Origin of the sequence: Helicobacter felis ATCC 49179 (genome assembly GCF_000200595.1) — a bacterium.
GTDB lineage: Bacteria > Campylobacterota > Campylobacteria > Campylobacterales > Helicobacteraceae > Helicobacter > Helicobacter felis.
Genome location: NC_014810.2, coordinates 72,458 through 93,468 on the forward strand (window position 1 = coordinate 72,458; position 21,011 = coordinate 93,468).

Annotated in this window: 21 protein-coding genes; 12 read left to right on the plus strand and 9 right to left on the minus strand. The window is 44.0% G+C overall.

What is annotated here, in order from left to right; all coding sequences use genetic code 11:
* Window positions 1–12: 12 nt before the first annotated feature.
* The 3 genes from HFELIS_RS09010 to mltG form a co-directional block, all read right to left on the minus strand.
* The gene (locus HFELIS_RS09010) at window positions 13–162 is read right to left on the minus strand and encodes a hypothetical protein (protein ID WP_013468561.1); all 150 of its coding nucleotides are present in this window, start codon (window positions 160–162) and stop codon (window positions 13–15) included.
* Window positions 163–338: 176 nt separating this feature from the next.
* The gene (locus HFELIS_RS00440) at window positions 339–2,030 is read right to left on the minus strand and encodes a methyl-accepting chemotaxis protein (RefSeq protein WP_331429262.1); all 1,692 of its coding nucleotides are present in this window, start codon (window positions 2,028–2,030) and stop codon (window positions 339–341) included.
* Window positions 2,031–2,257: 227 nt separating this feature from the next.
* Complete coding sequence (mltG, locus tag HFELIS_RS00445; RefSeq protein WP_013468563.1) at window positions 2,258–3,256, minus strand: endolytic transglycosylase MltG; 999 nt, start codon at window positions 3,254–3,256, stop codon at window positions 2,258–2,260.
* Between the two features lie 13 nt (window positions 3,257–3,269).
* Here mltG and HFELIS_RS00450 point away from each other — a divergent pair, with 13 nt between their 5' ends.
* The 9 genes from HFELIS_RS00450 to HFELIS_RS00490 are packed head-to-tail and all read left to right on the plus strand — an operon-like array spanning window position 3,270 to window position 11,843.
* Window positions 3,270–6,131: a YhdP family protein gene (locus HFELIS_RS00450; protein WP_013468564.1), complete on the plus strand. Its 2,862-nt coding sequence runs from the start codon at window positions 3,270–3,272 to the stop codon at window positions 6,129–6,131.
* A complete protein-coding gene (locus HFELIS_RS00455) occupies window positions 6,085–6,312 on the plus strand; it encodes a FeoA family protein (RefSeq protein ID WP_013468565.1) in 228 nt (75 codons plus the stop codon). The genes HFELIS_RS00450 and HFELIS_RS00455 overlap by 47 nt, the downstream gene beginning before the upstream one ends.
* Complete coding sequence (gene nth, locus HFELIS_RS00460) at window positions 6,309–6,953, plus strand: endonuclease III (protein ID WP_013468566.1); 645 nt, start codon at window positions 6,309–6,311, stop codon at window positions 6,951–6,953. Before HFELIS_RS00455 ends, nth begins: the two co-directional genes overlap by 4 nt.
* Before the next feature lie 8 nt (window positions 6,954–6,961).
* Window positions 6,962–7,381 (plus strand): flagellar motor switch protein FliN, encoded by a 420-nt coding sequence (gene fliN / locus HFELIS_RS00465; RefSeq protein ID WP_013468567.1) that lies wholly within the window; start codon window positions 6,962–6,964, stop codon window positions 7,379–7,381.
* A 10-nt stretch (window positions 7,382–7,391) separates the two neighbouring features.
* Complete coding sequence (locus HFELIS_RS00470) at window positions 7,392–8,180, plus strand: hypothetical protein (RefSeq protein ID WP_041302668.1); 789 nt, start codon at window positions 7,392–7,394, stop codon at window positions 8,178–8,180.
* A complete protein-coding gene (locus HFELIS_RS00475; RefSeq protein WP_013468569.1) occupies window positions 8,173–9,249 on the plus strand; it encodes a TonB family protein in 1,077 nt (358 codons plus the stop codon). Before HFELIS_RS00470 ends, HFELIS_RS00475 begins: the two co-directional genes overlap by 8 nt.
* Window positions 9,246–10,244, plus strand: a complete 999-nt coding sequence (gene pyrC / locus HFELIS_RS00480; protein WP_013468570.1) for a dihydroorotase — start codon at window positions 9,246–9,248, stop codon at window positions 10,242–10,244. Before HFELIS_RS00475 ends, pyrC begins: the two co-directional genes overlap by 4 nt.
* Window positions 10,237–11,313 carry an exo-alpha-sialidase gene (locus HFELIS_RS00485; protein WP_013468571.1) on the plus strand — a complete coding sequence of 359 codons (1,077 nt, stop codon included), beginning with the start codon at window positions 10,237–10,239 and terminating at the stop codon, window positions 11,311–11,313. Before pyrC ends, HFELIS_RS00485 begins: the two co-directional genes overlap by 8 nt.
* Complete coding sequence (locus tag HFELIS_RS00490) at window positions 11,313–11,843, plus strand: hypothetical protein (RefSeq protein WP_013468572.1); 531 nt, start codon at window positions 11,313–11,315, stop codon at window positions 11,841–11,843. The genes HFELIS_RS00485 and HFELIS_RS00490 overlap by 1 nt, the downstream gene beginning before the upstream one ends.
* On the opposite strand, the gene HFELIS_RS00495 is transcribed toward HFELIS_RS00490, so the two are convergent.
* From HFELIS_RS00495 to htpG, 5 genes are read right to left on the minus strand one after another with little or no spacing between them, the layout of a single operon-like run.
* Window positions 11,833–12,732 (minus strand): CpaF/VirB11 family protein, encoded by a 900-nt coding sequence (locus HFELIS_RS00495; RefSeq protein WP_013468573.1) that lies wholly within the window; start codon window positions 12,730–12,732, stop codon window positions 11,833–11,835. The genes HFELIS_RS00490 and HFELIS_RS00495 overlap by 11 nt on opposite strands.
* Window positions 12,726–13,421 carry a 3-deoxy-manno-octulosonate cytidylyltransferase gene (kdsB, locus tag HFELIS_RS00500; RefSeq protein WP_013468574.1) on the minus strand — a complete coding sequence of 232 codons (696 nt, stop codon included), beginning with the start codon at window positions 13,419–13,421 and terminating at the stop codon, window positions 12,726–12,728. The genes HFELIS_RS00495 and kdsB overlap by 7 nt, the downstream gene beginning before the upstream one ends.
* Window positions 13,422–13,430: 9 nt before the next feature.
* Window positions 13,431–14,411: an SAM-dependent methyltransferase gene (locus HFELIS_RS00505; RefSeq protein WP_013468575.1), complete on the minus strand. Its 981-nt coding sequence runs from the start codon at window positions 14,409–14,411 to the stop codon at window positions 13,431–13,433.
* A gap of 8 nt (window positions 14,412–14,419) precedes the next feature.
* Window positions 14,420–15,025: a hypothetical protein gene (locus HFELIS_RS00510; protein WP_013468576.1), complete on the minus strand. Its 606-nt coding sequence runs from the start codon at window positions 15,023–15,025 to the stop codon at window positions 14,420–14,422.
* The gene (gene htpG / locus HFELIS_RS00515; RefSeq protein WP_013468577.1) at window positions 15,025–16,887 is read right to left on the minus strand and encodes a molecular chaperone HtpG; all 1,863 of its coding nucleotides are present in this window, start codon (window positions 16,885–16,887) and stop codon (window positions 15,025–15,027) included. The genes HFELIS_RS00510 and htpG overlap by 1 nt, the downstream gene beginning before the upstream one ends.
* Window positions 16,888–16,989: 102 nt before the next feature.
* Between htpG and HFELIS_RS00520 the strand changes: the two genes are divergently transcribed.
* The 3 genes from HFELIS_RS00520 to HFELIS_RS09280 all read left to right on the plus strand — a co-directional run bounded on the left by HFELIS_RS00520 (window position 16,990) and on the right by HFELIS_RS09280 (window position 19,632).
* Window positions 16,990–17,601, plus strand: a complete 612-nt coding sequence (locus HFELIS_RS00520; protein ID WP_013468578.1) for a formyltransferase family protein — start codon at window positions 16,990–16,992, stop codon at window positions 17,599–17,601.
* The gene (locus tag HFELIS_RS00525) at window positions 17,598–18,761 is read left to right on the plus strand and encodes a cation:proton antiporter (protein ID WP_013468579.1); all 1,164 of its coding nucleotides are present in this window, start codon (window positions 17,598–17,600) and stop codon (window positions 18,759–18,761) included. The genes HFELIS_RS00520 and HFELIS_RS00525 overlap by 4 nt, the downstream gene beginning before the upstream one ends.
* A 106-nt stretch (window positions 18,762–18,867) precedes the next feature.
* Window positions 18,868–19,632 carry a hypothetical protein gene (locus tag HFELIS_RS09280; protein ID WP_013468580.1) on the plus strand — a complete coding sequence of 255 codons (765 nt, stop codon included), beginning with the start codon at window positions 18,868–18,870 and terminating at the stop codon, window positions 19,630–19,632.
* A 5-nt stretch (window positions 19,633–19,637) separates the two neighbouring features.
* On the opposite strand, the gene HFELIS_RS00535 is transcribed toward HFELIS_RS09280, so the two are convergent.
* Entirely contained in the window at window positions 19,638–20,975 is a 1,338-nt protein-coding gene (locus tag HFELIS_RS00535; RefSeq protein WP_013468581.1) for an SEL1-like repeat protein, read from the minus strand.
* Window positions 20,976–21,011: the final 36 nt, after the last annotated feature.

Genomic DNA, 21,011 nt, shown 5'->3' on the forward strand with positions numbered 1-21,011 from the left:
AGAGCTTCCTTGTTAATCTTTCTTAAAAATGCGCTTGATTTTATACCACAAGCTTTTTTGGCGTTTTTCTTCCTCTATTTCTTTCCTAATCTCCTCTACGGGTCGATCAAAGACAATCTCTATATAATCTCCGCTTCCATCCTGAGTTTCAATGCGGATCACATTATCCGGGGGGGTTCTGGAAGTTTCTCCATCGTAGCCCGTTGTTCTACTGGATTCTCAGGCGAATCTACAGGTTTTTTAGATTCCGGTGCCTCTTTCATGCTCTCCTCCTGTAAAACTAAAATCTCTCTTTTTATCTACTAATCTTAGGATAATGTAGAGATCATAAACTCATTTTAAAACTTCTTGTTGTTGGCCTCTTCTAAAATATTTTTAGCGATGCGTTGCACATTCTCACTAATGGTTGAAGAAGTGGCTGCAATCTGGGCGTTGTGTGCCACTGTTTGTTCTAGCTCTTCCATAGCCACATTGATTTGTGCAATACTCTGTGTTTGTTCTTCTATTGCACTGGTTGCATCATTAATAGATTGGGTGAGGGCCTGCGTGTTTGTTTCAATTTCTCCTAGAGATTTTTGTGTGCGCTCGGCCAGTTGGCGCACTTCATCGGCCACTACCGCGAACCCACGCCCATGTTCTCCCGCTCTAGCTGCTTCAATGGTTGCATTGAGGGCTAGCAAACTAATTTGATCGGCGATTTCAGTGATGGTAAGCACAATTCTTTGAATCCCTTCAGATTGCTCAATAACCTCTCGATTTTTGGCATGAACACTTTGGGTTACCCTTGTAATCTGTTCAAGAGCCTGAGTAGTCTGTTCCAAAGAGTGTGTCTGCTGTTTAGAAGCATTGTCCATGGCATGTGTTGTCTCATTTAGAGCGTGGGTTTCTTGGGTAAGCGCGTTGGCAAAATTCAAAGAGTTCCGCAATGAGCTCACAATACTTGTTCTTAGAGTGTTGATATTGTTGGCTAATTCTAAAAATCCCCCTCGCAGGTTCGCTGTATCCATACCAATTCTAAAATCATTTTTAGAGTAAGTTTGCATGGTGCTTGAAATATTATAAAAAATAGATTTGAGCGCTACCAAAAAGGCATTGAAATTGTTTCCTAAATATTGAAGTTGAGGATTGGTGGTTTGGGTGTGGATATTTTGTGTAAAATCTCCTGTACGCGCTCCATCAAGCGCATTCAGCACTTCTTGTGAAAGCTTTTGATCGGATTGCAAATGCGCTACAGTTTCTTGAATGCTACTATTCAAGGCGCGCGCCATTTGCCCTAATTCGCATTTTGAGTGAGATTGAATAGGATTGGGAACACCTTGTTTTTTGTAGCTCACGAAAGAGAAAAAATCTTTTAATCCCCCATCAAGTGCTTTAATATTGCCAGTAAGGGTGCGATAAAAGAAATAGTATGCAGGAATCACAACAAAAAGCAAGAAAAGCAAAACAATGATGATATAGATATGAAATGTGTTGGTGAGTTTTTGATTAATATTGTCTACAATGATTTGCGTGCGCGCAGTAATATTATCGGTATACACTCCCGCACCAATCCACCAACCGGGCATGCCCTTAATCTCCTCTGCATAAGAAACTTTTTCAGCATCGCGCATTTCTCCACTGGCTGAAGGCTTTGGAAAAATATAGCGGACAAAACCTCCGCCACTCATAGCGACCTTGTAAAGTTCTTGGATAAAAAGAACACCATTTTTACTTTGCAGATCTTTTAAATTCGTGCCCATAGGGTAGTGTGTGGCTTGGCTTGTGTAAATGACATGATATTTATCATAAGCAAAGAAGTAACCGGAGTTGTCTTTTTCAAAACGAAATTTGCGCAGCATCGCATTAATCACGCGTTTTTTATCTTCTTCGTGGGGGATATGTTCAATGGCATATGAGAGACTATGATTCAAAGAATTTACTGCAAGTTTGAGCCTCTCTCTTAGCATCTCTCTAAAATCCGTACTGACAATTTCATTGATTTGCTTAATAGAAGTTTGATTATTGTGCACAAACATAAAAAGGGTCACCACTGTTACAACAATAGTTAACATCCACAGGACGATAACTTGTTTACCTAGAGAAAAAGAGGGTCTGCTTAACTTGTTCAAGGCTAACTCCGTTGGGGGGGGGGGGGGTGGAAGGAAACTCATGATTTCTGAGGCCCAACATATTGGCTGTCCTTATCTCATTTTGATGCGCGTAATAATAATGTAGTTTATATAAAAAACTTCATAAGCCTCCATATTTTCAAGAAATTTTATTCATGGATGTGTCGAACATGCTCGCTGTAGTGTTGGCTAAATACATGCACCCCATCTTTATTTTTCACAAAGTATAAAAAAGAAGTCTTGGCCGGAAAAATCGCCGCCTTAATGGCTTGTAAGCTTACACTGCCCACAGGCGCATCGGGCAAACCCTTATGCTTATAGGTATTATAAGAACTATTATCCTCAAGGATGCGCGCACGGGTAACCTTTGTGTGGGAAAATTTTCCATAATTTAAGCTTCCGTCCATTTGCAAGGGCATGTCTTTTTCCAAGCGGTTATAAATCACGCCGGCGATAATAGGCATTTCTTGGGTATTAGCTGCCTCTTTTTGCACAATAGAAGCTACAATGAGATTTTTCTCCCATTCTTTTTTGTTGTAGTGCCCTAAAAACTCCAAACTCCATTTTTCATACTGCTTGGCTGTGTGCTTGAGTAAATAATCTACCAACGCATTTGCCGAGATACCTAAAGCAAAGCGGTAAGTGTCTGGAATGATTGCAGCCTCTTTGTAAGACGCTTTAGATTCGTAGGCTTTATAGAGGTCTGCTTCTGCTAATTTAAAAGTAGTTGCAAGATTCTTCATAAAAAAATAAAGCGTTTCACCCGGAATAAGGGTGGTGTTTTTGTAAATTTTCTTAGAGAGGGTTAGGGCATATAAAAAGTCCCCCTTGCTAATCTCTTGATTGGCATTAATAGGAATGGCAATATAGCCACTCTTAGGGGTTTTCCATAGCCCTAAAGTCCCCATTGTGCGCAAAATCCACAAATCTAAGCCATTGAGTTCACCCTCCAAACTTTGGGCCACATGGCGCAACGAACCGCTTGGAATGTAAAGCGTGTCATGTGTTTTTATGGGTATACTCAAATAAAACAAAAACGAAAGCCAAATGATCAAAGCTATCTCTAAAAGAATGCGCTTTCCGGTGATTTTATGCGCCGTGTTAGGTGCTTTATTATGGGGCATATTTGCGATTTTCAAAAATGGCATCCTCATCTCTTCCTTGCAATTAGGAAAATTGCACATTGAAAAATTCTATCTAAAACTTGATAATAAACTCGTGCTAGAAATAGGACAGCTTGATTTAAGAGAGGTGTTAAAAAAAGATCCTAAAAAAACCCCTCCAAGTCTCAATACCATCATTCAGGGCGTGCGCTATAGTTTGTGGATTCTCTCTTATTTTCAAAAACTCAGTATCCAAGAGATTGTTTTTAATGCCAAAACTAAGGCCCATATTCTCTTTGATGGTAAAACTTATGAGTTAAACTTTCCGGGCATTCAAGCTAAATTTTTACTCCAAGATCGCAAAAATCTTTCTCTCAAACTCCTTCAAGCCACCTCAACTCTTTTTCATGCGCGCGCTCAAGGGCAGGCGCATTATAATCTTCACACCAAACAACTTAGCTTTGACCTAGATCTCTCCCCTCTTAATGATGTTGCCAATCTAAGAAAATCCAACTTAATCGCGCATGCGCAGGGTTTGACGGATTTTAATACTTTGATTCTCAAATTGAGCACCAATGAAATCCACCATTTGGATTTTCTTAAACCTTATTTCCCTGAAGGTAGCCACCCAGTGGTGCAGGCTTGGCTTTTTGATAATATCGATTTCTCCAGTGTTAAAGTCAGCGTTGCCAAAGCCACCTTAAACCTCAAAGATAAAAATATGGCCAAGACACTCTTAGATAAAATCAGCGCACAAGCCATCGTAAAAAATGCCCATGTGCGTTTCCAAGAAAAACTCTCCCCCATCAATGCTAAGGAAGTTATCTTAGAGCTTAAAAATCGTTCCCTCATCATTGAGCCTAAAAACGCTATTTATGAAACCATGCCTTTGGATAACTCTAGTGTGCGCATCGATCATCTTGGCAAGGGGTCTTCTTTGAGCGCAGACATCAAAGCCACCCCTAGCCGTTCTTTCCAAAGCGTTAAAAAAATTCTGCAAGCCTATAATATCCCTCTACCTGTAGCAAAAATGAACGCGCCTTTGAGCGCTGATCTTCTCTTGGGCGTGCAATTTCTCCCCAATAAGCGTTCTTTATTTTCCATACAGGGCAGTATAGAGGTTGGCGAGGGCTCTTTTCTCCTCTATGACACCCCCCTTTACACCAAACAGGCCAATATTGTCCTAGACATTAATCCGGAACACAAACGCCTCTCCATTGCCACCTCCCACACGCGCTACCATAATATGGCTGATATGGACGCTAATCTCATGCTAGATTTTGTAGCCAAACAACTTAAAGGGAATTTTGGCGTGCATAAAATCCAAATCAACACCAATAACGCGATCAATATGCAATCTTTTAGCCCCTCAAGAACTCTACCTAAAACTCTGCCCGATCCCATCAATGCCGCACACCTTCCTAATATTGTCGCGCAAGGAAAACAAGTCCTAGAAAAACACATTCTAGCCAGCATTAAGGCGCAAAACCAAGAGGTTTTTAGTAAGGATGTGATCTATGCCCATGCTAGCAATCTACCCACCCTAGAATTTAAGCTAGATTTTTCTAAACCCCAAGAGTTGGGATTTGATTTAAGAAATCTAGGCGTAGCCGGAAAACTAAAAAACGGGCTTTACACTTTGGAGCTTAAGGATTTTCGCAAACTCTTTGGCATCTCTCCCATCCTGCGTTACTATGGTATTAAAAAGGGCACTCTGCACTTGAGCAGTCCGGATTTAAAAAATGTGAAATTTACAGGCATTGTGCAACAACCCTTCCCCCTCTACCACCACGATGGTAGACGGCTGAACAACATCTCTTTTTTAGGCACTTTCAAACCTGAGGGGTTAGAGATTTTTAGCGATGATGGGGCGATTATGGGGCGCATTCAAGGCAAACAACAGATCTTCTTCTTCAGCGATCTAAACTTTAATGTCGATGAATTTTTAAACGCCAAGATTCCCTTCATTAAAGACATGCTCACTCCAAGTGCCACACGCCCCACCAAAGCCCAAATCCGCAACGAGAGCGCATTTATCCGTGCCAAACAACATTATGAGAAGTTGCACAATATCCAACCCATATCTACCATTATCAGCGCGAATAACACCACCCTCACGCTCAAATCCTTCCCTTTAGTTTTGAACAATATTCGTCTTGTTGTGCGTGATGATCGCACCATGATTGATGGAAACTACCACCATGCGATGTTGAGCGCGGACATTGTGCATGGAGATGTGATTGTGCGTGCGCGCAATTTTAGCGGGGATTATCTCAATTTTGCTCTCCAAAGGGTTACCTCTCAAAATCTTATTGGAGGCGGACTTTATGGTCTAACAGGGGTTTATCGCAATCAGGTGTTTAATGGAGAATTACGCATGCAAAATACCGTGATTAAGAACTTCAAAGTTTTGCAAAACATTGTCAATGTGATCAATACAATCCCTTCCCTCATTGTTTTTAGAAACCCCCGCTTGGGCGCGCATGGTTATGAGATTTCTAAAGGCCGTGTGCTCTTTGGCGTGAGTTCGGACTATCTAGGACTAGAACATATCCAACTCTCAGGCACCACTTTAGATGTGGATGGCAATGGAATCATAGAACTGTCCAATAAAAAAACAGATCTCTCCTTAGATATTTCTACCATCAAGGGATTTAGCAATGTGATCAACAAAATCCCCATTCTCAATTATCTTATTTTGGGTGGAAGTGGCAAGATTTCTACCCATGTTCATGTGAGCAAGACGCTAGACAACCCCGCCATTAAAGTTACTCTAGCCAAAGACATCGCTCAAGCTCCTTTTAAGATTTTACGCCGTATTTTTACTCCCATTGATATTATTGTCGATGAAATTAAAAAAGGACTCGCCGACCATGACTCTGCTAGATTGCCAGAAAGACCATCGCTACACAATCCTTGAAATTCAAGGCGCAGACACTGCGCTAAAAGATCGCTTCTTATCCTTTGGGATTCGCCCGGGTGTGGAATTTACGCTTTTACAACATTCTTTGCGCCGCGCCACCTTTAGTATCTGTATTGATAACGCCCAAATCGCTCTGCGCTCCCATGAAGCCGCTTTACTCCATGTGTCTCCGCTATGAAAACTAAAGCCCAACACATCAAAGCCCGCCTTGTGGAGCATTTTGGCAACCCTAGCACAGAGTTGCACTATGACAACACCTACCAACTTTTAGTCGCCGTCATTCTCTCGGCCCAATGCACAGACGCGCGTGTGAACGCCACTACCCCCGCCCTCTTTGCACTCTATCCAAATGTTGACAGCTTGGCGCGGGCTGATTTAACCACACTTAAAGAGTGTATCAAAAGCATTTCCTACCCCAACAATAAGGCCAAACACCTTATCAAAATGGCCCAAGAGGTCTGCTCGCGTTTTAAAGGCGTGATCCCTAGCACACAAGCAGAACTTAAAAGCCTCCCGGGCGTGGGGCAAAAAAGCGCTAATGTCGTGCTCTCCGTGTGCTTTGGCCAAAATTATTTGGCGGTAGATACCCATGTCTTTAGGGTCGCCCACCGCTTGGGGCTAAGCCAAGCCAAAACCCCTCTGCAAACAGAAAAAGACTTGAGCGCGCTTTTTGAGAGCGATCTCGCACAACTCCACCACGCATTGATTCTCTTTGGGCGTTATACCTGTAAAGCGCTCAAGCCTCTGTGTGAAAATTGCTTTTTAGGGGATCTCTGCACGCATAAGACAAAATCTAGTATAATAATCTCAAAGACTTAAGGGCAAACATGGATCAACAAGGCAATAAAGAAACACAGGGTGTGAATATCCAATCTAACCCAACCCTAAATATTCTTACGCCCGTTAATCCTAAAATCAAAAAGCAACCGACTCTAAATCCTAGAGAGATCGAGCTTACAACTTACCTAGAAGAATTGATTGAAGACTATAAGGGTCTGTTAGATATGGAAGTAACTTTCATGGCTGAGTTGGGCTCAACTTCTATCCCGCTAGGTGAGGTTTTGCGTTTTGAGCGCGGATCGGTGATCGATTTACAAAAGCCTGCCGGGGAGAGTGTGGATACTTTTGTCAATGGGCGCGTGATTGGTAAGGGCGAGGTGATGGTCTATGAAAAAAATCTTGCGATCCGCCTCAACGAGGTTTTGGATTCCAATGCCATTGTCTATTACATTGCTAAGGACATGTAGTTACCTCAGAATGTGGCGATCCATCCCTAGCTATCTTGTAATATTCTTTGCTTTGTGCGCTTTTTGTTATGCCCAAAATTCTCTTGAGCGTGTGCAAGCCACTCCACTCTCCAACCAAGAACCTCCCGGAGTTGCTCTAGATCTTCTCTTTAAGAACCCCTTACGACAAACCCCTAAAATCGCTCCCGATCAAGTCATCACTTTGCATGACATCGCCCCTTTTGTCCCAAAATCTGAACGCTTTAATACAAGCGTCTTACAATCTTTGGATATTTTTCATAAAAACAACACCCTTTTTATCGTGCCCAAAAGTCCGCTACTTTTTGGTGTCCAGGCTAAACTTTCACAAGATAAAACTTTTCTGCGCTTAGAGTTTACCCCTTTACTCACTCCTGAAAACAAGCAGGTTTCCAAAGCATCTCCTGCAAAGAAAGAAGATTTTCTTAAAAACCTTCTTCCATGGGATTATGTGTGGAAAGTGGGGGCTGTGATTGGAGTTTTGTTATTGATTCTTTTTTTAATCAGAAGAAAAAGTGCGCACCAATTCCTTTTCCCCAAAGTAGGTTTAGAGCCCAGCGTAACTTTTGTCAAACCCTTAGATGCCACCCATAAGCTTGTAACTATCGAAGTGCGCAACCAACTTTACTTGATCTTGCTCAATGCTAATCAAAGCGTGGTCTTAGATAAAATCGATCTGGACTTTTCGCTTAAAAAAGACTCCAATCGCCTTAAGGAAGATTTAGTGGAAGAAACAAAAGAACGCTTGCGCCATTCCAAACTCAAGGGCACGCGTGTCTAATCGTGCTTTAGCCTTGGATAGGGAGTTAATCAACCGGCGTTCCACGCGTAATTTTTATATTTCCCTACTTATTTCTTGTCTCTTACACCTTTTAATTTGGTTGTTGGTTGATTATGGGCACAAGCTTTTTCAAAAACCCAAACTTGTGAAGCTCAATCCGAGCAATCTCTTAGTGCTCAAAAGAGGGCGATCGCTAGACCCCACCAAACACACACAAGGCGCGCTCAAACCCTCAAGAGCAGCCCCCCTTACAAACCCCAACTCTAGTCCAGAAAGGCGCGTTGTGCGCAGGGAACGGCATAGATCAAGACCACATCACCATAGAGAGAGGCATCAGATTGAGCGGCCTCGCCCTGAACCTGTGGAAAGGCATGTGGAACGCCCACGCCCTGAACCCAAACCAATACCAACCCCACACCACCAAGAAGTCGCACAAGATGGTCATAAAGCCCTTAAAAAAGTCGAACAAGCTCCTCATAAACCAAACCCTCCTGCTCCAGCCCCCCAAGTTCCTAAACCCGAACCCAAACCCGCTCCCCACACTCCAGCACCTGTAGCCTCTAAACCAAAACATAGACCCCTCTCCACTGCCAAACCCGCCCAAGATGATTTTAACCCCAACAATCTTTCTTTCTTGCCCTCTGAGCAAACTCCGCCCCCAGTGCCACAACAAAATGCCCGCGCTACGCGTAGCTATGAACATGATAAAGGTTTAGATAGCCAAACGCGTAAAGATATTGATGATCTCTACGGGGAGGAATTTGGAGATTTAGGCACAGCGGAAAAAGATTTCATTAAAAGCAATTTGAGCGAAATTGGGCGCATTACCCAAAAATACCTTGAGTATCCCAGTGCGGCCGGGTATCTAGGACAAGATGGTATCGATGCGGTGGAGTTTTACCTCCACCCCAATGGCGACATCACCGGTTTAAAGATCATCATGCCCTCCGGGTATAAACTTTTGGATGACAACACCATTAAGACCATCACCATTGCCTATAAAGATTACCCGCGCCCCACCACCACCACCCTAATTCGTATCCGCGTGCGCTACTTTATCTACAGATGATCACGCTACACAACCCCCTAGACATGCATTTGCACCTTAGAGAGGGGGATTTGCTCAAACAGGTATTGCCCTTTAGTGCCAAATGCTTTAGCGGTGCTGTGGTGATGCCCAACCTCACAACTCCTATCACAAATACTACCTTAGCCCTAGAATATGCCCAAGAAATTCAAGGTCTAAGCCACAATTTTACCCCCTTTGTTGCCCTCTATTTACAAGAGAGTTTGAGCGAAAACGAATTAAAAAAAGCGCATGCGCATGGTTTATTTTTGCTAAAACTTTACCCCAAAAACGCCACCACAAATTCCTCTAGCGGTGTAGCAAATATCCTAAGCCCCTCGATGTTAAAAATTCTTAGCATCGCTGAGGAATTGGGTTTTATTCTCTGCGTGCACGCCGAGAGTGGCGGGTTTGTGCTAGAGCGCGAAGTGGAGTTTCATCCCATTTTGCACACCTTAGCCAAGCGTTTTCCCAGACTCACCATCATTTTAGAACACATGAGCGATGCGCGCAGTAGAGCACTTTTAGACACATATCCCAATCTTTATGCAACCTTAACTTTGCAACATATCAGCTACAGCCTTGATGATCTTGTAGGGGGCGCGCTCAATCCTCATCTCTTTTGCAAACCTCTTTTAAAAACTCCCCATGACCAAGCCACACTTTTAGACCTCGCTTTAAAGGCGCACCCTAAAGTGTGTTTTGGATCGGATAGCGCGCCCCATTCTATAGAGAATAAACATGCATGCGCTTGTGCGGCAGGGGTTTTTAGCGCCCCCATTTTGCTTGAAGCCCTCACAACCCTCTTTGATGCGCACCATGCCCTAGATAAACTCCAAGCTTTTATTAGCGATAACGCCTTGCGTATCTATAACTTACCCAAGCGTGTAACTTTGCCTCAAAAATCCATCACTCTTAGCAAAATTCCCACTTCCGCCCCACAAATCCCCGAACTCCTCGTGCCTCATTTTCCCCTCAAATGGCGCGTTGATGCGTAGTGCCTTTCTTGCCCTTTTTTTAATCTGTCTGTTTGCTTTGCCCGGTTTTGCCCACCCACTTGATCTTTTTAAAAAACAGCCCATCCCACCCCCCCCTGTGCAAAGCGTGCATTCTGCAAATTTGGGCGCGCTCCCCAGTGGGCATTTATTGGTGGTGTATTTTGGAGGAAGCGAAGAGGGTCTACCTGATGTGTGTATTTATGGCAATCTTTACGACCCAAAAACCAAAGTTTGGAGTCCAGCCTTTAAACTTCTTTCGCCCACGCAGTTGAGCACGCTTTCAAAATCTTATATCGAAACACTAGGAAACCCAGTTTTGGCTATCCTCGATCATAAAGTCTATCTTTTTGTGGTAGGGGTAAGTCTAGGAGGGTGGGCGACTTCTAGGATTTACACCCTGCAAGCCGATCTCCCTTCTCTTTTAACCCAAAAACCCCATCTGCATTTTATCTCCACCCTCTCTTTAAGCCCCCTGCTCAATATTAGCCATCTTGTGCGCAATGCTCCACTGCCTACAGAGGACGGGGGGTTTATTCTGCCCATCTATCACGAATTAGCCACAAAATTTCCCCTCTTGCTCAAATTTGACTCTAAGGCGCGTTTACAAAGAGTGATCAAGCCCAATCATCTAACCTCCCAACTCCAACCTACTCTAGTCCCCTACCAACAATGCGCACTGATGGCTTTTAGAAGCTCTAAAGACACTCATCTCTACACCCAAACTTGCAAAGACCTATTGCATTGGAATCCTCCCATTCCTAGCAATCTGCACAATTATGACGATGCGCTCGCCCTCTTCAACGCCAATCATGAGACTTACCTTGTTTATAATGCCCCACTCCCTAATGCCTCCTCTAGCCGTAGCTCTTTGCGTCTTGCACGCTTTGCTCCCACTTCTAAGAGATCAAGCTATTTTGATCCCCTTGCTATCTTGGATCAAAGTTTAGAGGGCGAGGTGAGTTATCCTAGCGTGCTTGTCCTGCAAGATACAATTCATCTTGTCTACACCAGGCACAGGCGCACAATCATGCACCTTACCCTCAATCAAGCCTTGCTCAAAGCGCTCTAGTGGATTTACTGCCCCCTTATTTGGTATTGACCTTTGTCTTTGGGGCTTGCGTGTGGGTGAAAGCGCGCCGATACGCCCTCTTTCAAGCCTTGCTAGTGGGTGGGCTCTTGCTTTGGAAAATCCCGTTTTTGCGCCTTTTGAATGGAAGCGATCTTAATTTAGCGATGTTGCTTATAGGGTTTTTTGGACCTTTGAGTCTGCTAACTCTATTGCTCACACTTTGGGCATGTTTGGCAAAACAACTTCACCTAGACCCCCTGCCCCCCTCAAGCGCGCGTTTTTTAGCCCTCTTTGGATTGCTTGTCTTTTTAAACACTTTGGGTATCTTGCCCCTAGATTTTATTTACACTTCCCCCTTAACTCTTGGCTTTTGGGCCCTGCTAGCCTTTTATGTCCATAAAATCCTAGGCACGCTCTTTGTCCTAATTCTAATCTTTAACTTTATACACCCTAGCGCTCTGCCCTATAATCTCTATATGGACGCTTATCTTTGGCTCGTTGCTCTGTGGTGTAGCCGCCCTAAGATTTGATAATAGTTTGGATTGCATGGGTGTTATTTTCTCTGTGCACATGGATAAGAATATTGATCGCGCTTTTGAAAAACCTCTCCACCACCTCGAAGGGCAGAGAGGAGCGCGCGCCCATCTCAAGGTTAAGCGCGATAGCCTCTAGCACATCCTCAACACTATTAGCATGCAAGGTTGTGAGCATTCCTCTATGCCCTGTGTTGCCAAAACGCAAAAATAAAAGCGTGTTGCGGGTGTCTATTTCTCCTACCATGAGGCGATCGGGGCGCATGCGCACCGCCATATTGAGCGCGTCCGTGTAGCTAAGATTCTCTTCATTCTTGCTCACTAGCAAACCCACTGCATTTTTAAAGCGATCCAAATGGAGCTCTTGACTATCCTCCACACTCACCACCCGCGTTTGCTCAGGGATACACGCCAAAAGCGCGTTAAGAAGACTTGTTTTACCACTAGCCGTCCCCCCGCTAATTAAAATATTCTGCCCGCTTTGCACCATTTCTTTTAAATCTTGGTGGGTGTATCCACAAGGCATTTTAAAAGCCTCTAAAGGAAAAATCTGCGCGCTGGGCACGCGGATATTCAAGGCGATTTGGTTGTTAGTTGTGATACTAAAATGACTTACACTCACACGACAACGCGTAGCGGGCAGGGAGGCGTGCAAGGTGGGGTGCGCGTCATCAAAATGCAGGCGGTAGTAAGTGGCAAGTTGCTCACAAAAACGCAGTAAAAACGCCTTGTCTAAGACCTCATCGTGCACACAAGCGCGCCTACCATCTAAATAATAAAGCCAAATTTCTTTTTCTTGATTGCTGAGTAATTCGCTAATCCCCCTCTCTAAATAGGGCTTAAAAACCTCTATTTGGGCTTGTAAAACCCTATGCGTGGCTAACATCGCTTTAAAGCTAGGGCTAAATCCTCTGGGGTGTCTATGCCGATGCTAGAGGTCTCTACTAAACTTGTCCCAATGGGCTTATGGTGGTAGAGTGCGCGTAATTGTTCTAGTTTTTCGATCTCCTCTAGGGGGCTTTTAGGCAGGGCGCAAAACTCTAGCAAGGTAGCGGCCTGAAAACCATAAATACCAATATGTCCATAAAGAGTCCGCCCTATTTGATCGCGATCACAAGGGATAATAGAGCGAGAAAAATAGAGCGCGTGTTTTTTCCCAAGCACCACCTTTACCACCGCATTAGAGCGCGCTTCTTCCTCAGAGATCACTTTAATACAGGTGTGTATAAATTCCGTGCTTTGCGCCTCATCAAGCAAGAGGGCGATGATTTCAGGTTCTAAAAAAGGCTCATCGGCTTGGAGATTAAGCACGGGAGTGTGTAGAGGTAGTTTAAGGATTTGGCAGGCTTGGGCACAACGATCTGTGCCACTGGGGTGGTTAGGGTCTGTGAGCACGGCTTTTAGACCAAAATCTGTGCATAAATTTACAAGCTCTTGTTCAGCGCACGCTACCACGACTTCATCGACAGCTTGGGCGTTGCGCGCCGTGCGCACCACCATAGGCAAACCCCCAGTATCTGCTAATAATTTTCTTGGAAAACGCGTAGAAGCCAATCTTGCTGGAATTAAAATCATATCAAGCCTTTAGGTTGTTGTAAAACTCGCGCTAATGAGAGCTTTAAAGCGTTCCCCGAGCGCGCTAGGGTCTAAAAGCGCGCGCGCTTTAAAGGCCTCTTTTTGGTAAGTAGAAAAAGGCATGTGCGCCCCAAAGAGTTCTAATAATTGGGGCAATCCCATGCGCACTAGGGCAAGACTCTGTGTGCCATAAAATAGAGTGTGTGCGCCCTGCTGGTTGATTAAGGATTCTAATCGCTGAAAATCCACATCGTAAGTGAGATCAATTTTTTGATAAAGCTCGTTGAGATTGCTTAAAATCTCCTCAAAATCAAAAACGCGGTGTTGAAAATACCCGCGCAAATCAATCGCATCACGAGCTCCATACTGCCCATAATCAAAGCTGACTAACACCCATGCCTTAGTTTTTTCTAGGGCATTTAGCAAAGCAGAGATACAGGCCTCCCAATGTGGCATGCAACCCTCTTGGGTGTAAGAAGCTTCATGCCAAAAGGGTTTAAAGTGGGCATCTACAAAGAGTTGTGCGCCCGGGCGCACCAGCTCGCATGGAAAACTATCCCAAAGTTCGTTATTGTAAATAAACACGCTCTGTGTGGGGGGGATGTTCAAATCTAGGGGGCTAGCCACACAGCGTAAGTTGCTTCCCATTTGTGCGAGCCGTTTTTGTTGCAGTGTCCTTAATTCCTCTAAAGGCTCTACACTCACAAACTCCACTTGTTCTAAAACACCTTGACTCAAAGCCCGCAAGAAAGAAAGCACATCGCCTAGCAATTCCCCCCCATGCGCGCCCATCTCTACCACGCTTAAAGGTAAAGTTAGCAACCCTTTTTCTAGCAAACCTAACAGATAAAAAGCTAGAGTGCCCCCAAAAAACTTACTCGCGCTCACAGAGGTGTAAAAATCTCCTTGAGTGCCAATGCGCGCTTTTTTGTAGTAACCTCCATCTCCATAAAGCCATGCATGCATCAAATCGCTAAAAGGGCGGGACATCAAGCCTCTTAGGGGGCAAAAATACGCTGGTAATCCACACGGAAGCCTCGTAATAAATCTTTAGCCTGATGGCTTTTGAGCCAATGATAGAAAACCTCCCCGCGCGTATTTTTGCAAGGTTGAGTCCAAAAATAACCCACATAGATTTTATAAAGCAAGGGTGGGAAGGGATGTTTAGAACGCTCTTTGAGGTATAAGCGTGCAGGAATGAGTAGAAGGTCCGTAGATTTATAGGGTTCTAAAGCGCGCATGGGTTTAAGATAGGGGGCTAGAGCAGGATTATACAAAGCGCGCGCGAGGGCTTGAGGACTAGAGGCATGGAGACGGGTTTTCCATGCACTCAGTCCTAGCACAAACCACAATTCTTTAAAAACCCGCCTGCCGGTGAGTTTGGCAGTTTGCAAGGCAGACTTAGAGAGCAAAAGCCCATCCAAATGACAAAGACGCTTAAAAGGGGGGGGTTGCCACTTGAGCGTGTCATGGGGTCTATCTTGAGCAAAGCCACTTTTTAATAAGTCTAAAAAACCCTCGTGATTGCCTAGATCGCTCCCAATTTGAAGAGTTTGTGCCCCCATAGACACAAGGGCGCACAAAAAGAGGGTAAAAAAGCGCATCAAAGGGCGCGCGCGATGGTGTTATGGAGTCTTTGGTTGAAGTCTTTAGCGTTCTTGAGTGCACCACTCTCCAGCAAGCACGCGCTCTCAAAGAGTAGATGCGCCACATCTGAGAGTATAGATTTATCCTCGATGTTTTTGAGTTTTTGCACAATGGTGTGGTTGATATTGAGCTCTAGGGTTTTGGGTTTTGGAGCGACCTCTTGACCCATTTGGCGCATTAAATTTTCCATCATCGCATTTTGCGCATCGCCCACCAAAGCGACCACAGAGTTTAAATCCTTAGAGAGGGCGACATCCTTGATCTCATCTTTAAGGGCTTCTTTAAAAGCCACCACAACAGGGTTAAACTCTTGTTTTTCCGCCTCGCTCACTTCCTCTAATTCTAACTCTTTAAGTGTCTCAGCGGCGCGCGCGTCTTTAAGAGGGGTTTTATCATATTCGTTCACACCCGGAATGACAAAAGAGTCGACCTCATCGCCCATTAAAAGCACTTCTAAGCCTTTTTGAGCGTATTTTTCCAAAAGAGGGGCGGCTTTGAGTAAATCTAAATTTTCTCCAATCATGTAATAGATACTCTTTTGTGTTTCGGGCATGCGCTCTTTATATTCTTTGAGAGAAGAAAAATCCTCGCCCTTAGAGGTAGCAAAACGCAAGAGGTCTAAGATTTTATCCTTATTCTCAAAATCGCTATGCAAGCCCTCTTTGAGCACTTTGCCAAATTGTTCATAGAATTTTTTGTAGGTTGGTGTGTCTTGAGCCAGAGTGGCGATTTCGCCTAAAATCTTTTTGGTGGACGCGCTCTTGATAGTGGCTAGGATTTTTGTTTGTTGCAAAATCTCACGGCTCACATTCAAGGGCAAATCCTCGCTATCGATGATCCCACGCACAAAGCGCAAGTATTGGGGTAATAATTCTTTATCATTGTCGGTAATAAAAACCCGCTTGACATAGAGCTTCACCCCAGACTGGTAATCTACGCGGAATAAATCAAAGGGGGCTGTGGCGGGAATGTAAAAGAGAGTGGAGTATTCTAAACTGCCCTCAACTTTGGTGTGAATCCACTTCAAGGGCGCGCTATTATCATGGGCAAAGCTCTTATAAAACTCTTCATAATCCTCATCTTTGAGCTCTTTTTTATTGACGCGCCAAATGGCTTTCGCGCTGTTAATTTGGCTGTGTTTTTCTTCTGTAACTTCTTTTTGCGCCTCGCCCTCGCCCTCTGTTTTGCTCTCTGTGTAATTTAAAAAGATGGGAAAAGGGATATGCTCAGAGTATTTTTTTACAATATTCTCAATCTCCCAGCGGCTAGCAAAACGGCTCTCCTCCTCTTTGAGATACACAGTGATCTCTGTGCCAAAGTTTTCCTTAACACAGGGACTAATTTCATAAGAGCCCTTGCCATCGCTCACCCACGCAAAAGCCTGATCGCTCAAGGCTTTCTTGCTCTGCACCACCACCTGATGCGCAACCATAAAACTAGAATAAAACCCCACCCCAAATTGTCCAATCAAGCTGCTATCTTTTTTCTGATCCCCGCTTAAGCTAGAGAGAAAACTCTTTGTGCCAGATTTAGCAATCGTGCCCAAATTTGAGATCAATTCTTCTTCTGACATACCAATGCCATTATCGCGAATGGTAATACTCTTGGCCTTTTCATCAAAACTCAAATTAATTTGAGGCACAAAATCCAAATGTTTATATTGCTCATCACTCAAGACAAGAAAATTCAGTTTGTCTAGCGCGTCTGAAGCATTAGAGATCAACTCGCGTAAAAAAATTTCTTTATTGGAATAAAGAGAGTGAATCATCAGATCTAAAAGTTGATTAATTTCTGTCTGAAAGGCGTGTTTTTGGCCCATAAAAACTCCAAAATTAAGATATAAGCCCAAGATTATAACACAAAAAGCCATTTTAAGACACTCAATAGAATATGCTAAAATAGCTAGAAACAAAGGTTTTTTGTGTTTCAAGTGGAGTGGCAAAAAAAATTGTCTGCTTTGTTGGAAAAATCAGCCTGCCTGCATTTAGGCGTTTTATTTAGTGGCAATGGCTCTAACATGCAAAACCTTATTGAGGTTTTTAATGGGCAAAGCTTTTGGCATCCTGCGAGCCAGCAACATATCGTTTTAAAAGTTAAAATATGCGTGAGTAGTCGCCCTAAGGCTTATGGTATCACTCGTTGCGCTCAATTAAAAATGCCCTGTGTGGTGTGCCAAGAGGAAGAGAGCTTAATCCAAGCCCTGCGAGGTTGCGATCTCATCTTGCTAGCAGGTTATATGAAAATTTTGAGCGCGCGCTTTGTGCAGAGTTTCCCCACTATCAATATCCACCCCTCTTTTTTACCCCACCACAAGGGCAAGGATGCGATTTTAAAGAGCTTTGAGAGCCAAGAGGGCATGGGAGTGAGTGTGCACTGGGTGGACGCACAAGTTGATCACGGACCTCTTATTCTCCAAGAAACCCTGCAAAGACTGCCTGAGGATTCTTTAGAAGATTTTACTCAAAGAGTGCACGCCCTAGAGCAACGCCTCTATCCTCAAGCGCTTTTGCAGGCGTTAGGGCTTGAAGCTTGAGCGATTTTTTAATTCTAGCGACCATTGCCCCGCTCGTGGTACTTGCCCCCTATGTGAGTAATTTGATTAAAATGCCCGTGGCGGTGCTAGAAATTCTCTTTGGTGTGTTGGGGGCGTATGTGGGCTTATTTGCCCCCAACCATAGTTTTGATTTGATGGCTGAAGTGGGGTTTTTGTTTTTGATGTTTTTATGCGGCATGGAAGTGGACTTATACATGCTCAAACAGCTCAATAAGGTTTTACTAAAGCGCATTTTGATCTATTTTGGCGTTCTCTACACCCTCTCATCTGCGATCACTCTTGGTTTCAAACTCCCCGCTCTCTATATCATCATCTTACCCATTGTGAGCTTGGGGATGATCATGACTTTGGTGCGCGATTATGGAAAAGAGGTCCCTTGGCTAGATTTAGTGCTCAAAGTGGGGGTGTTTGGGGAACTCACCAGTATTATTTTATTAGTCATTGTGGATGGGATTTATTTACATGGACTGAGCCTAGAGCTGAGCAAGACTTTAGGCATTCTTTTGGCTTTCATGGTTGCCATTAGCGCTTTGGTGCAAATCTTTAAAATTCTTTTTTGGTGGTTTCCCCGCTTAAAACTTTTTATCATGCCCCCTAATAACCAAGCCAATCAAGACATTCGCTTCACTATTATGATGTTCTTTGGTTTGGTAGTTATTGTAGGCTGGCTCAAACTAGAATTAGTGCTAGGGGCTTTTTTAGCCGGCACCATTGTCTCTACCTTTTTCCCCCATAAACATGAGCTTTTTAACAAGCTTAATGATGTGGGTTTTGGATTCTTTGTGCCGCTTTTTTTTGTGCATGTGGGCTCGACTCTCAATCTTAAAATCATTATTGCCAATCCTACGCTCATCTCTCATGCCTGCGCTATCATGTGCGCCATGCTTGTCTTGCATATGAGCGCAAGTTTCACGCTTTTTAGAGATTATTTTAATCCCAAAAACACCGCGCTTTTTGCCCTGAGCGCGTCTATGCCTCTAACTTTTCTGATCACAGCGGCTAGTGTGGGCTTAAGCGTAGGGGCGATTGATCAGAACACTTACTATTCTCTTGTGATGGCCGCCATTTTTGAGGGCATACTTTTTACCAGTGCCATTAAATTTTTTAACCGCTCTAAAGTGGCTAAAATGTCAGCTTAAGTGCATAAAATCCAAAGGAAGTCAAATCTCAAAATCTATGCCTTAAGCGATTTGGTTGTTTTTGAGGATTATCATGCCTATTGTAGAGAAAAATAAAGGAGTTTTCATGTGGTGTTTAGGGATTGAAAATAAAGACAGCGGGTCTTTGGATGTATTGGAGGGTATTTTGTGCCGTTATGGGTTTTCTAAATTAGTCGGAGGCGTGTATGTTCTGCACCCTCTTTATACAAACCCATTGGTCCAAATTTGCACATGTGTCCAAGAGATTAAATCTAGCATTGAAAACTCTAAACTTGAAATCAAGACTTTTAAAATCAGCGAATTAAATGATTGGGGAAGTTGCTCCACAGCGACCAAAAGTATTACAAAGCCTAAGACAGCTTACATTCCCCCCAAAAGCACTTACGATCACATCGGAGAAAAGAGTATCGCGCTCTCAGAGACCATTTTTAAAGATCATGATCCCAAAGACTTAGAAGAATCTTATTTCCTCTACACTGACGCGGGTATTAAAGAGGATGAGGTGATGTGTGGGTTTTGTCTTTATGGCTTTAAAGAGGGGCGTTTTGAAGAGATCAACCGCTATAAATGCCCCTTGCATTCGAGCTTGAATGAGAGTTTTAAGGCTGAGAAACAAGCCATTGTTACTAGCATGAAACACCTACACGCCATGCTCAAAACCCATAAACTAGACCCTAGCTACAAGCTTTTTGTCATCGGGGACAACCAAGCTGTGATCAACAACTACCGCCTCAAAACAGAGGGGTTTGTGCTAGAGAGCGACTTTGCTAATATGGAATATAAATGGTGTCGGCGCAACGAAGACGCTTGTAATAAGGTCGTCGATGCGATTGTCAATCTCAGAGGGTAGCGCGCTTATTTGCACGCCTTTTCATAGCCCATAGAGCAAGCAATCTGCCAATGTTCGCGTGCTTTATTCCAATCTTCTTCAACTCCTTGCCCACCCGCGTACATTGTACCAATTTTGTAGTAACTCCACCCATTCCCCATTTCTGCAGCTTTTTGGTAATACTCTAAAGCCTGCTTATAGCTTTTTTGGACAACACTCGACCCATGCTTATAAATCCCATTGTAGTAGATATTGCCCAAACTAGCATAAGCATTGGCATCCCCGTTTTTGCCCCCTTCTTGGTAAAGCTTGATAGCCTGCTGGTAGGCTACCTTGATTTGCTCGTGATCTGCCGAATTGTTTGCTAGCATGTTGGCCCAATTGTAAGTCCCATCACCGCTTTTTAATCTCATCGCACTTTGATAATAATCCATCGCCTTTTGGTAATCCTGAGGCACGCCATCGCCATCGCGATACATATTGCCCAAGAACACATAAGCCTTTGCACTACCCTCACTACCCGCTTTTAAAAAGTTTTGGACTGCTTGGCGGTAGTATTCGCGCGCTTTTTGGTAATTTAAAGACACGCCCTTGCCATTGTGATACATCCACCCTAAAAAATTACAAGACCACCCATCTCCCTTTTTAGCCCCCGCTTCAAAGTGTTCTATAGCTTTGACATAATCCTGTTCCACGCCCCGACCATAGTAATACATCACACCCAATCTATAATCCTTAGGCTGTCCCATTTGGGCGGCTTTTTGGTAATACTCAAAGGCTTTTTTGTAATCCTGTTCTACCCCCTTACCATCGTTATAATACAAATCCCCAATGGCGTTGTATCCTTGCCCCTCTCCCATTTGCCCCGCCTTTTCAAAGGCTTCGATCGCCTTTTTAAAGTCTAAGGACATGCCACCCTGCCCATTCGCATAATCTTTTCCTAGGCGCATATAGCCTTGCGCCCCTGCTAGCACAGCTTTAGGCGCGCTTTTTGCCTCTGTGGCTTGGGGTTTTTGAGTTTGCTGTGTTTCTGTGGGCTGTGTTTGAGCAGGTTTTGCCTCTGTGCTAGGCTGAGGTTTATGTTGGGTATGGCGCGCATCCATCGCTTTTTGGAAATAAATCCTAGCCTGTTTGTGATCTTTGGGTACACCCGCCCCGATCATATACATGTTGGCCAAAGCCCGATACGCGTCCGCACTCCCCAACTCTGCGGCTTTTTGATAATTCTCTAAGGCTTTGGCGTAGTCTTTGTATTTGTAAGCTTCTTTGGCTACAGATAAATATTCATCTACCTTAGGGTTAGCATATGCTACAGAAAAGCCCAAAAAAACACCTAGCGTTACTTGACACATTCTCGATCTCATCATTCCATCCTTTACAAAGTAAGGTCATGGGTATTC